Origin of the sequence: Azospirillum oryzae, assembly GCF_900177515.1 — a bacterium.
GTDB lineage: Bacteria > Pseudomonadota > Alphaproteobacteria > Azospirillales > Azospirillaceae > Azospirillum > Azospirillum oryzae_A.
Map to the genome: position 1 here is coordinate 183,871 of NZ_FXAK01000005.1, position 12,686 is coordinate 196,556.

Genomic DNA, 12,686 nt, shown 5'->3' on the forward strand with positions numbered 1-12,686 from the left:
TCCCGGAGTTACGCCGGACGGATCGCCTGGGCGAAGGTGAAGAGCATGGCCGGATCGACCGCCTTCTTCACCTGGGCCAGCTTGGCGAGATTCTCGCCGTAATAGGCCCGCTGCCAGTCAGCCAGCGACGGATCGGGGAAGTTCTGGAAGGCTCCCTGCGCCTTGGTGCGGCGGTTGACGTCGTCGTAGAAGCGCTGCTGCCATTCCAGCGCCTGCTCGATCAGCAGGGCGGAATCGGTCGGCCGCCACCAGTTGGCCTCCACCGAGAACAGCCAGTCATAGCCGCGGTGGACATAGGCGGTCTCCGTCGGGCCGACGCGGTTGATGGCGCCGCCGACCTGGAAGAACTTGAAGGATACCGGCATCGAGGTGGCGGGCATCTTCGCCGCCCAGTCGAACATCGCGGCAATCGCCTCGTCGCCGATGTCCGCCGCCTTCATGTAGCTGGATTTTTCCTGATAGTAGTAGGGGAAGGTCGTTTCAGTCAGGAAGTCCTGACCCGTCCAGTAAGGAACATTTTCCTCGATCTGCGACTGGCTCCTGTCGATCAGTTCCCAGGTGGATTTGAAGATATCCTTCAGCGTCAGATTGGATTTGTGCAGCTGGCCGAGGATCGACAGCTTGAGCGGCGTGCCGGCGCAGCGCTCCTGCCAGCTGGGGATGGTGACGCTGATCTTGCTGCCGAACTCGTCGGGTGCCGCCGCCAGTTCGCTCAGCAGGAGCTTCAGAACCTTCGGCAGCTCCTTGGTCCAGACCAGATTGAACACCGTCACCGGCTCTGCCGGGCGCGTTTCCAGGGTAAAGGAGGTGTTGATGCCGAAATTCCCGCCGGCACCGCCGCGGCAGGCCCAATAGAGCGCGGATTCGGTGGCGGCATCGGCCTTGACGTGGCTGCCGTCGGCCGTCACCAGTTCCGTCGCCCGCAGCAGGTCGGACGCCATGCCGAACTTGCGCATGTTGAAGCCGATGCCGCCGCCCAGCAGGAAGCCGGCGGCGCCGACGGAATCGCAGCGCCCGTGCGTGATGGTGCGGCCCAGCCGCTCCATCTGCTTGTAGACGTAGGAATTCAGCGTCCCGCCCAGCACCCGGACCAGCCCGTCGGAGCCCGCCACCGGCTTCGCCCCGGCCATCAGCGTCATGTCGATCAGCAGGCCGGGCGTGGTGGAGAAACCGGCATAATTGTGGCCGCCGGAGCGGACGGCGAAGGGCATGGCCTGCTCCTTCACCCATTTGATGCAGGCCTGGACGTCGGTCGCGCTGGCGCAGCGGGCGATACCGGCCGGCAGGGTGGCGCCGTAGCGCAGGTTGTTGGGGCGGCAGACATCGGCGAAGAAGGGATCCTCGGGGCGCAGAACCCCGCCCTTCACCGCCTTCGCCAGATCGGACCAGGCCGACGGCGGCGGGCAAAGCGCCCCGCCCGCCTCCGCCGCCAGCGCGGAGCCCGGCATCAGCCGGACCGCGGCGACCGCACCGGCGAAACGGCCGGCGCCGACAAGGAAATTGCGGCGGGATGACTGCAGTCCGAAAGCCATGAGCCTGTCCACCCTGGGTCAGCGGTTGTGTTTGTTGATGGTTATTATCCGAATGATAACAACCATCGTCAACCAAACACGCCCATGGGGTGAAGCTGCTTCCCCTACCCGTTCTTGAGGGGACGGGTGCTGCCGCGGATCACCAGCTCGCAATCCAGGTTGTGGTGCTTCGGCGTCACGCGGACCCCGTCCAATGCCGCCAGGATCTGGGTGGCGCTGAGGCGGCCGATCTCGCGCTGGGGCGGGCGGACGGTGGTCAGCGGTGGCGGGCAGGAGTTGCTGAAGGGCAGATCGCCGAAGCCCACCACCGCCAGATCGTCGGGCACGCGCAGGTCGCGGCGGGTCACCTCGAACAGCACGCCCAGCGCCAGCGCGTCGTTGGAGCAGACCACGCCGTCGATGTCGGGATGGCGGGTCAGGATCTCGTCGATCAGCCAGCGGCCGACCTCCGTCGTCGCGGCGTCGGGGACGGTGAAGTCGATGGGATCGTGCAGGCCGCGGCGCATCACCTCCGCCTCATAGCCGTCGGTGCGGCTGCGCACGCGCAGATCCTGGCTGGCGGCGGCGCCGATATAGGCGACCTTGCGGCTGCCCTGGTCGTAGAGGTGGCTGGTCTGCATGCGGCCGACCTCGAAATGCGAGAAGCCGACGCTGATGTTGACCGCCTCGCCGGGATGGCCGGGCATGTCCCACATCTCCACCACCGGCACGCCGCAGGAGGCCAGCATGGCGCGGGTCCGTTCGGTGTGGTGGAAGCCGGTCACCACCATCGCCGCCGGCGACCAGGCGAGAAAGGCGCGGATCAGGCTTTCCTCCTCCTCCGGGCTGAACTCGCTGACGCCCAGCAGGGTCTGGTAATGCGCCGCCTGAAACATGCCCTGCAGCGTGTTGTAGGTCTCGGCGAAGAAGGAGTTGAGGATCGACGGCAGGATGACGCCGACAGTGCGGCTGCGCGCGGCGGCGAGGCTGCCGGCGACCAGATTGGGCACATAACCCATCTCGTCGATCACCCGCGCGATGCGTTCGGCGAGGTGGCGCGACACCGATTCCGGCCGGCGGAGATAGAGCGAGACGGTGCTGGGCGACACGTCGGCGGCGGCGGCCACGTCGGTCATCGTCACCCGCTGGGTGCCGCGGCGCGTCCGCTTCCTGGTTTCGGTCGTCTGCATCGTCGGTCTTCCTCACGCATCAGGTGGCCTTGCCCATCAGGGGCGGCCGGTCAGTGCCGCGTCGGCGGATCGGCGAGCGCAAGGACGGCCAGGGCCCCGATCGCGTCGTGGACGAGTTGATAGGCGGCCTCGATCCGGCAGAGCGCACGGTCGCATTCGTCGTCATCGTCGCGCGTCTCCTGCCGGACGGCCCGGAACAGGCTCAGCGCTTCGCGGCCGATGATCCTATGACAAGCCTGCAGACCGCAATCCTCTTGCAGTGCGAGCGGGATATGCAGCAGGCGATGGCGCAGCACCGCCGCATCGAGTTCCAGTTCGGCGATACGCCGGGTCAGATGGGGTGTCATCGATGTCATGCCCAGCGGGGCGCATCCCATCGGACACGCCCCGCTTCATAAGACAGTCGCCGGATCAGCCGGCGACCAGTTCCGCCATGGCGGCCTTCATGCCCTTCGCCTCGATGGCGGCGAGGCTGTCGGCCACGCGCGCGGCAAGGCCGGGGATGGCGGTCAGGTCCTCCTTCCACAGGCGGGCGTCGGACAGGACGGCGGCGACCAGGGCCTTCGGGTCACCGGCGTTGGCGGCCCAGGCGGCGCTCATGGCGGCGATCACCTCGGCATTGTCGCTGATCGGGTAGGACCCGGCCTCGCGCGAGCCGGTATAGGCGCCGTCGGCCTGCCGGCCGCGGTAGAAGCGCAGCAGCGCCGCCAGCGAGAAGGACAGCCCGGCAGGGGCCGAGCCGTTGCGGGCGACCGCGTCCTTCAGGCTGGGCAGGACGCGCACCTGCCACTTCGACACGGAGTTCAGCGTGATCGAGATCAGCTCGTGCCGGATATAGGGGTTGCCGAAGCGCTCCATGATGGTGCGGGCGTAATCCTGGCGCTCCGCCTCCGGCAGCGGGACGTAGGGGACGATCTCCTCGAACATGACTTTGTTCAGGTAGGCCGAGACGGTCGGGTCGTCCATCATCGACTTGACGGTGTCGAGACCGGCGCAATAGGCGGCCAGGGCGCTGGCGGTGTGGGCGCCGTTCAGGATGCGGACCTTGCGGGTGCGGTAGGGCTGCAGATCGTCGGTCCACACCACGTTGAGCCCGGCCTTGTGCAGCGGCAGCTCGTCCGCCAGATGGGCCGGGCCCTCGATCACCCAGACATGGAAGGGTTCGGCGGCAACTGTCAGCTTGTCCTCGTAGCGCCACTTGGCGGAGAGGGCGGCGGCCTCGTCCTTCGGATAGCCGGGGACGATGCGGTCGACCAGCGTGTTCAGGAAATGGTTGTGAGTTTCCACCCAGTCCGCGAAGCCGGCTTCCAGGCCCCAGCGCTTGGCGTGGGCGAGCACGATGCGCTTCAGGTTGGCGCCGTTGGCCTCGATCAACTCGCAGGGCAGGAAGACAAGTCCGCTGTCGGCCGTACCGCCCAGCGCCCGATAGCGGGCGTGGAGCAGGGCCGCGACCTTGGCCGGGAAGCTGTCCGGGCAGGCGCCGGGGGCATAGGCCTCCTCGCGGTCGGCGATGCCGGCCTCCGTGGTGTTGGAGACGAAGAAGCGGAGCGCCGGGGAGGTCGCCAGTTCGACCATCCGCGCCCAGTCGGCGTAGGGGTTCAGCGCCTCCGACACGCAGGAGACGACGCGGCGGGATTCGACCTCGCGCCCATTCTCGATTCCGCGCAGCAGGACGGTGTAGAGGTTGTCCTGCGCCTTCAGCAGGGGGGCGATGCCCTGGTCGAGCGGCTGGGCGATGGCGACGCCGGCCTTGGTGAGCCCCTGGCCATTGGCGACATCGACCATCCAATCGACGAAACCGCGCAGGAAATTACCGTCGCCGACCTGAAGGATGGTCACGGGCAAGGTCGGAGCGCCATCGGTGTGTGCGACGTCGAACGCGCCGCCGGCAAGCTGGTCACGGGTCAGGGAACGCATGACTGGGCATCCTTACGGGAGCTGAAGATCGGGGCCCGGTGCGTTGACGGCAGGCACGGGCGATGGAGTAAATATACTAATATATTAATGGGTGGGGCAAGGGGAAATGGGTGCGGCATTGTGGTTGGGGGAGTGGGATTCTTGCGGGGTTAGACCCCCACCTATCCTCCCCCGCTGGGCGGGGGAGGGACTGCCGCCGCCCTCCCCCTTAAGCACTTGTCCCCTCCCCCGCCCAGCGGGGGAGGGTTAGGGTGGGGGTCTAACGCCTCCCCTACTCCTTGAACCCCGCCATATGTTCGAACAGGTGGCGCTTGCGGCGGATCTCCGCTTCGGCCTCATCGAGCAGCGCGTGGTAGCGCTGGGGATTGGCGCGCTCCACCGCGCTGAAGCGGGATTCGCCGGCCATGAAGGCGGCGAGACCGGCGGAGGGGGCGCCGCTGTCCAGTTGCAGGGCGGTCTTGCCGTCGGCCAGCCGACGCGGGTCGCGGCGGTAGAGCGACCAGTGGCCGCTCTCCACCGCCAGCTTCTGGTGCTCCAGCCCGTGCGACAGCTCGTAGCCATGGGCGACGCAATGGCTGTAGGCCAGGACCAGCGACGGGCCGTGGTAGGATTCGGCCTCCATCAGGGCGTTCAGCGTGTGGCTGTCGCGGGCGCCAAAGGCGGTGCGGGCGACATAGACATGGTCGTAGGCCATCGCCATCAGCCCCAGATCCTTCTTGGCCGCCGACCGGCCGGCGGTGGCGAACTTGGCCGAGGCGCCGATCGGGGTGGCCTTGGACTGCTGGCCACCGGTGTTGGAATAGACCTCCGTGTCCATCACCAGGATGTTCACGTCACGGCCCGAGGCCAGTGCGTGGTCGAGACCGCCATAGCCGATGTCGTAGGCCCAGCCATCGCCGCCGACGATCCACACGCATTTGCGGACCAGATAGTCGGCCAATTGCTCCAACCGGCGGGCGAGCGGGTCCTTCAGCGGCGCGAGCTGCGTCATCAGGGTCGCGACGCGGGTCCGCTGGGCGGCGATCCCGGCGGCGTCATGCTGATCCGCTTCCAGAAGCTCGGTCACCAGACCGGGTTCCAACTGGGCGGACAGCAGGGCCAGTGTGTCGCGCGCCTGTTCGGCCATGCCGTCGATGGCGATGCGCAGGCCGAGGCCGAATTCCGCATTGTCCTCGAACAGCGAGTTTGCCCAGGCCGGGCCGTGGCCGCTGGCGTCGGTGGTGTAGGGCGTGGTCGGCAGGTTGCCGCCATAGATCGAGGAGCAGCCGGTGGCGTTCGCCATCACCATGCGATCGCCGAACAGCTGGGTCAGCATCTTGATGTAAGGCGTCTCGCCGCAGCCGGCGCAGGCGCCGGAGAACTCGAACAGCGGTTCCAGTAGCTGGCTGTGCTTGACGGTGACCGGCACCGACTCGCGCGGGATGGCGGGCAGGCTGCGGAAGAAGTCGAAGGCCTCCTGCTGGCCGGCCAGCGCCTGGACCGGGCGCATCTCCAGCGCCTTGCGGCCGGAACCATCTTTCTCTTCCGCAGGACAGACGGCGACGCACAGCGTGCAGCCGGTGCAGTCGGCGGGAGACGCCTGCAGGCGGTAACGGCCGCCGGGGAACTCGCGGCCCTTGTAGGGGATGGTCTCGAAGCCGGCGGGTGCGTCGGCCAGCGCCGATTCCGGCACCACGGTGGCGCGGATGGCGGCATGCGGGCAGACCAGCACGCACTTGTTGCACTCGATGCAGAGGTCGGCGTTCCAGCCCGGCGCCTCCGCCGCGATGTTGCGGTGCTCATATTTGGAGGTGCCGGTCGGCCATGTGCCGTCCACCGGGAAGGCGGACACCGGCAGCCGGTCGCCATGACCAGCGATCATCATCGCGGTGACGCGCTTGACGAAATCGGGAGCCGTTTCGGGTACCGGGGCCGGGCGGTCGTGGTCGGCGGTGACGTGGTCGGGCACGGGAACGGCGCGCAGATGGGTCAGCGCCTGATCGACGGCGGCGACGTTGCGCGCCACCACCTCCTCGCCACGGCGGGCATAGGTCTTGGCGATGGCCGTCTTGATTTCGGCGATGGCGTCCTCGACGGGCATCACGCCGGACAGCTTGAAGAAGCAGGTCTGCATGATGGTGTTGACGCGGCGGCCCAGCCCGACCTCCCGCGCCACCGCGCCGGCATCGATGGCGTGCAGCGACAGCTTGCGCTCGATGCAGAGGCGCTGCACCTCGGCCGGCAGGGCGTCCCACACCTGTTGCGGCGTGCCGGGGGCGTTCAGCAGGATGGTGGCGCCGGGGGCGGCCATCTCCACCACCTCCACCCGCTCCATCAGCGGCAGGTGGTGGCAGGCGACGAACTGGGCCTGACCGATCAGATAGGGCGCGCGGATCGGGTCCCTGGAGAAGCGCAGGTGCGAGACGGTGGTCGAACCGGACTTGCGGCTGTCATAGACGAAATAGGCCTGGGCGTGGCCGCCGGTTCGGGACTGGATGATCTTGAGCGAGTTCTTGTTGGCGCCCACCGTGCCGTCGGCGCCGAGGCCGAAGAAGACGGCGCGGGACACGCCCGGCTCCTCCACGCCCCAGGCCGCATCCCAGGGGATCGAGTGGTGGGTGACGTCGTCGGTGATGCCGATGGTGAAGCGGCGCTTCGGACGGTCGCGGCCCAGTTCGTCGAACACCGCCTTCGCCATGGCGGGGGTGAATTCCTTCGATGACAGGCCGTAGCGGCCGGCAATCACCATGGGGTCGATGGCGGAGGCATCGGCATTCGATTGGGCGGCGCGGGCCTCGGCCAAGGCGGCGACCACGTCGAGATAGAGCGGGTCGGCGACGGCCCCCGGCTCCTTGGTGCGGTCGAGCACGGCGATGCGGCGCACCGTCGGCGGCAGGGCGGCGACGAAGTCGGCAATCGCGAAGGGGCGGAACAGGCGGACGGTCAGGCAGCCGACACGCTCCCCCTCCCCCACCAGCCGGTCGACCGTGCCGTTGCAGGTCTCGGCGCCGGAACCCATGACGACGACCACCCGTTCCGCCTGCGGATGGCCGTGATAGTCGAACAGGCGGTAGGCGCGGCCGGTGCGGGCGGCGAGCCGGTCCATCATCTCCTGCACGATGGCCGGACAGGCCTCGTACCAGGGGTTGGCGGCCTCGCGGGCCTGGAAGAAGACGTCGGGATTCTGTGCCGTGCCACGGACGACCGGATGATCGGGCGTCAGGCCGCGGCGACGATGGGCATCGACGCAGGCATCGTCGATCAGGGCGCGCAGATCCTCGTCGGCCAAGGGCTCGACGCAGTTGAATTCATGCGAGGTGCGGAAGCCGTCGAAGAAATGCAGGAAGGGCACACGCGCCCGCAAGGTGGCGGCATGGGCGACCAGAGCCAGATCCTGCGCCTCCTGCACATTGGCCGAGGCCAGCATGGCGAAGCCGGTCTGGCGGCAGGCCATCACGTCGGAATGGTCGCCGAAGATCGACAGCGCGTGCGTCGCCAGCGTGCGCGCCGCCACATGCATGCAGAAGGGCGTCAGCTCTCCGGCGATCTTGTACATGTTGGGGATCATCAGCAGCAGGCCCTGCGACGCGGTGAAGGTCGTCGCCAGCGCGCCCGCCTGCAACGCGCCGTGGACCGCACCGGCGGCACCGCCCTCCGACTGCATCTCCACCACCTGGGGCACGGCGCCCCACAGGTTGGGACGACGCGCCGAGGACCATTCGTCGGCGAACTCCCCCATCGGCGAGCTGGGCGTGATCGGATAGATCGCGATGACGTCGCTGGCGCGGTAGGCCACCGAGGCCGCCGCCTCGTTGCCGTCCATGATGCGGATGGCGGCGGCCGGCCGGGGCGAGACGGTGGAGGTTGGGCTCTGGGTCATGCCGGAAAAATCCTCTCTGCTGGCGACGGTCGTCTCCATGGCCGCGTCTTCGATGACGGGACGGCTTTTTGAAAGCCGGCGGAAAACGGCAATCGACCAGGGAGAATGGTCCATCCGGAGCGGGCCGGACACATTGACCCGCGTCAGTCGAACCGGGAAATTCCGGGCAACGCCGTTCTGCGCTGCACAAGCGTCTGATATATTACTTTTGCAAGGAAGAGCCCACTTTGTCGCAGCGCAGCATTCGGTGGATGCCGAGCATTGCCGCGGGATTGCAGTCGGACGTTGGGGTGAAACCCGCCGCAGGGGGCGGCGCAAGGCGGAGGCAGTCCGTTGATCCAAGTCATTTATCGGGACCGGTCGTTGTGGCTTCCTACATGTGGATGCTCCGGGCCGATCGGCTTGGCCTTGAGAATCCGAACAGAACAGCAAACGCTTCAACCCGTAAATACAATGCACCGCAGCAGAGAAGTGTCGGTCGGCAACCGGTAGATTTATGCTGCGACTGCGAATAAATCAGCGCACCGCACCATCCTGCTGCGACATTTTCGCAAGGGCAGAAGGCGGCCCCGGAAAACCACTTGAACCCCACACTGATATATTAATATAACTCCACCAGCGATGCTCCCGCCCCTCTTGAAACGAAGCGGAAGCGACCCAGTCGCCCGGCACCGAACACCCGCCGGCAAGGCATCCCCGCCCGAGGATCGCCGCCTGAGGGCCCGTACGTGCGCACCGGCGCCTGCCGTGGCAGGCATGTGAGGAAAACATGAACAAGATCCGTGGTTTGCGGTGGCAAATCCTTGCCCTGATGATGCTGGGCACCGTGGTCAACTACATCGACCGCAACACGCTGGGCATCCTGGCGCCGACGCTGAAGGAACAGCTCCACTTCACGACCGAGCAGTATTCCTTCATCGTCAGCGCCTTCCAGCTCTGCTACAGCCTGATGCAGCCGGTCGCCGGCTATATCACCGATCTGGTCGGGCTGAAGCTCGGCTACGCGATGTTCGCCTTCGTCTGGGGCGCCGCCGCCGCCGCTCATGCGCTGGCCGGCAGCTGGCAGTCGATGGCCTTCTTCCGCGGCCTGCTGGGCGTCAGCGAGGCGGCGGCAATGCCGTCGGGGGTGAAGACCTCCACCCTATGGTTCCCGGCCAAGGAACGCTCCATCGCCACGGGCTGGTTCAACACCGGCAGTTCGATCGGCGCGATGATCGCCCCACCCTTCGTCATCTGGCTGTCGCTGACCTATGGCTGGCAGGAAGCCTTCCTCGTCACCGGCCTGCTGGGCGTCGGCATGTCGGCCCTGTGGTACACGCTGTACCGCAACCCGGAGAACCATCCGCGCCTGACCAGGGAAGAGCACGACTATATCCTGGAAGGCCAGGCGCATGTCGAGCTGCCGAAGCCGTCGGTGAAGCGCGTGCTGGGCAAGGGCAAGTTCTGGAGCATCGCCGCCGCCCGTTTCCTGACCGAGCCGGCGTGGCAGACCTTCAGCTTCTGGATCCCGCTGTACATGGTCTCCACCCGCGGCATGGACATCAAGCAGTTCGCCCTGTTTGCCTGGCTGCCCTTCCTGGCCGGTGACATCGGCTGCATCCTCAGCGGTTACCTGTCGCCCTTCTTCGTCAAGCGCTTCAAGATGTCGCTGGTCAACTCCCGCATCGCCGGCGTCGGCGTGGGTGCGGTGTGCATGGTCGGCCCGGCCCTGATCAGCTTCGCCGCCAGCCCGATCACCGCGATCTTCCTGTTCTCGCTCGGCGCCTTCGCCCACCAGATGCTGTCCAGCCTGCTCTATGCCCTGGTCACCGACACCTTCGAGAAGCAGGACGTCGCCACGGCGACCGGTTTCGGCGGCATGGCCGGCTATATGGGCGGCATGATCTTCTCGCTGATCATCGGCCAGCTGGCCACCACCATCGGGTACGAGCCGCTGTTCGCCTGCCTGACGGTGTTCGATCTGGCCGCCTTCGCCATCATCGCCCTGGTGCTGGGCCAGCGCGGCGGCAAGCCCGCCGCCGCCATGCCGAACGCCACGGCCGGCGCCGACTGACGGTTCATCCGGTCCCGCCTTTCAGGTTCGATGCGATCGGGACGCCTTCCGGCACAGCGCCGGAGGGCGTCTTGCGTATGCCTGGGGCGATGGACAGAAAAGCCGACTGCGATGCGGCGAAGCCGCTTGCCATGCGGATGAGATATTAGTATATTAGAACCGTACCGCTGGATGCGCCGTGGGTTGACCCGGCACAACTTGTTGGACGTTCCTCTCGGACTTCAGAGCCGCCGGTGTTGCCGACGGCTCTTTTTTTGTCCGGATGCCGCTCAGTTGAACAGGAAGGACTGGCTGTCGATCTCGAACGCAGGCGCGGCGTGGTCCGGCTGGGCGGAGACGGCAGCAGCGGCGGCGACCGACAGCAGCGAGGCCAGCGCGAAGGCCGAAGCGATCAGGGCGCGGGCGATCGTGTGACGCGCGGCGGGCTTGTGGGAGGACATGCGACGGCTCCTTGTCTGGAATTACGATGCCTGGGATTGCGATGATCGGGCGTCGGGGAGCGGCGGCGGCGTCATCGGCAAACCCATGCTGCCACCGTCACGCCCCTGGGAAACGCGCCGATCCCACATGTCCTTCATGATCATGTTGCACTGCACCATAGCGCTGTGACTGTGCATGATGCAGACTGCGGAAGTTGATCGCAGCGCTCCGAAGGATTCCGCAAGCAGGAAATAGGCCCGTTACTTGACCCCGTTCGCTCTTTTACTGAGCCAGTCCGCGACGCCCGCCGACCTCGTCCAGATGAGTCAGCATGTCGGCCGGATCCTCATAGACGCGCAATGCGCCTGAGCGCTCAAGTTCCTCCCGGCCATAGCCGCCGGACAACAGGCCGATGCCCAGCGCGCGCGCCCGCTTGGCGGCGATCATGTCCCAGATGCTGTCGCCGACCACGAAAGCGCTGGCGATGTCGACGCCGATGCGCGCGGCGGCGGCCAGGAACAGGTCGGGGTCGGGCTTGGCATACTCGACCTCGTCGCGGGTGACGACCGCCGCGCGCTCGGGATCGACGCCCAGCTTTTCCAGCGCCGGCCGCGCCGTTTCCATCCGGCCGCTGGTGGCGATGGCCCAGGGAATGTTCAGTTCCGTCAGCGTGTCCAGCAGGTCACGCGCGCCGGGCAGCGGGACGACGCCGGAGGCCAGCCGCTTGTAGGCCTGCGTATGGCGGTGGCGCAGCCGGTCGAGCAACTCCTGGTCGATGGCGAGACCGGTTTCGCGCAGCAGCATGTTGGTGAACAGCCCACCGCTCATACCGATCTTGCGGTGGATGCGCCAGACCGACAGGGCGATGCCCTCCTCGTCCAGCGCCTCCTTCCAAGCCAGCACATGCTGGTACACGGTATCGGTCAGCGTGCCGTCCAGGTCGAACAGGAAGGCGTTTGTCACGTGGGGATAGCCGGTCATGTGCCTGGTCCGCAGGTTGTGGAGGCGGGTCGAATTCGACAGGACCAGACGTGGGGCCGGCCGGCGCGTTTCGCCAAGGATTTGCGGAGGACGGCGATGGATTTTCCTCAAAGATAATCCACGCGAACTTTCACCATAGTTTCACCACGCGCACGCGAAGACTGGCGCTTCCGCTGGCGCGTTGACTTCGCTACAGTCCACGCCCAAGCTTGCCGCCGGTATGTTCGGCGCGATGCCGGTAGGGAGAGAATAGCGTGTCGGAAAGGCCGGAGCATGGCGACGCTTGGTCAACGGACGACGACCTGATCACATTGCTGGATCAGGTCAGCCGGCTTGTCTATGGCATCAGCTTCACCGAGGGGCTTTTCCCGGCGCAATGGGTGGCGCTGCGCTATTTCCATGACGCGCCGGAGCCGGCGCGCACCCTGACCGCATTGGCGCGGTTCCAGCGAATCCATCTGGCGCCGGTGTCGCGCACCGTCTCCACCCTGGTGGACAAGGGGCTGCTGGCCCGCCGTCAGCATCCCGGGTTCAAGCGCGGCTGGCTGTTCGACCTGACGGACGAGGGGCGGGCCCTGCTGGACCGCGATCCCCTGCGCCAGTCGCTGACCCCGCCGCTGGCCGCCATGGCTGAGGATGAACGGGCGATACTGGGCCGCCTGATGAAGCGGATCATCACCCATGTGCAGGCGGGCACCACCACCGCAGAGGACGGTGCGCCGGCCGCCTGATCCAACCGGCGCACCGACACACCT

General features: G+C 66.9%; 9 protein-coding genes. 2 read left to right on the forward strand and 7 right to left on the reverse strand.

Going from position 1 to position 12,686, the window contains the following annotated elements:
- Positions 1-8: 8 nt before the first annotated feature.
- The 5 genes from B9N97_RS09465 to nifJ form a co-directional block, all read right to left on the reverse strand.
- Positions 9-1,532, reverse strand: coding sequence for an FAD-binding oxidoreductase (locus B9N97_RS09465; RefSeq protein WP_085085692.1), 1,524 nt, complete (start codon positions 1,530-1,532; stop codon positions 9-11).
- 104 nt (positions 1,533-1,636) lie between these two features.
- Positions 1,637-2,701, reverse strand: coding sequence for a LacI family DNA-binding transcriptional regulator (locus B9N97_RS09470; protein WP_085085694.1), 1,065 nt, complete (start codon positions 2,699-2,701; stop codon positions 1,637-1,639).
- Positions 2,702-2,751: 50 nt separating this feature from the next.
- Positions 2,752-3,057, reverse strand: a complete 306-nt coding sequence (locus B9N97_RS09475) for a hypothetical protein (protein ID WP_244560635.1) — start codon at positions 3,055-3,057, stop codon at positions 2,752-2,754.
- A 55-nt stretch (positions 3,058-3,112) separates the two neighbouring features.
- The gene (locus B9N97_RS09480; protein WP_085085696.1) at positions 3,113-4,618 is read right to left on the reverse strand and encodes a tagaturonate reductase; all 1,506 of its coding nucleotides are present in this window, start codon (positions 4,616-4,618) and stop codon (positions 3,113-3,115) included.
- Positions 4,619-4,889: 271 nt separating this feature from the next.
- Positions 4,890-8,420 (reverse strand): pyruvate:ferredoxin (flavodoxin) oxidoreductase, encoded by a 3,531-nt coding sequence (gene nifJ, locus B9N97_RS09485; protein WP_085086673.1) that lies wholly within the window; start codon positions 8,418-8,420, stop codon positions 4,890-4,892.
- An 826-nt stretch (positions 8,421-9,246) separates the two neighbouring features.
- On the opposite strand from nifJ, the gene B9N97_RS09490 reads away from it, so the two are divergent.
- Complete coding sequence (locus tag B9N97_RS09490; protein ID WP_085085698.1) at positions 9,247-10,530, forward strand: MFS transporter; 1,284 nt, start codon at positions 9,247-9,249, stop codon at positions 10,528-10,530.
- A gap of 269 nt (positions 10,531-10,799) precedes the next feature.
- Here B9N97_RS09490 and B9N97_RS35580 read toward each other — a convergent pair whose 3' ends face one another.
- Entirely contained in the window at positions 10,800-10,970 is a 171-nt protein-coding gene (locus B9N97_RS35580; RefSeq protein WP_167393264.1) for a hypothetical protein, read from the reverse strand.
- A 262-nt stretch (positions 10,971-11,232) separates the two neighbouring features.
- Positions 11,233-11,931, reverse strand: coding sequence for an HAD family hydrolase (locus tag B9N97_RS09495; protein ID WP_085085700.1), 699 nt, complete (start codon positions 11,929-11,931; stop codon positions 11,233-11,235).
- Between the two features lie 254 nt (positions 11,932-12,185).
- On the opposite strand from B9N97_RS09495, the gene B9N97_RS09500 reads away from it, so the two are divergent.
- On the forward strand, positions 12,186-12,662 hold the full coding sequence (locus tag B9N97_RS09500) for a MarR family winged helix-turn-helix transcriptional regulator (RefSeq protein WP_085085702.1): 477 nt from the start codon (positions 12,186-12,188) through the stop codon (positions 12,660-12,662).
- Positions 12,663-12,686: the final 24 nt, after the last annotated feature.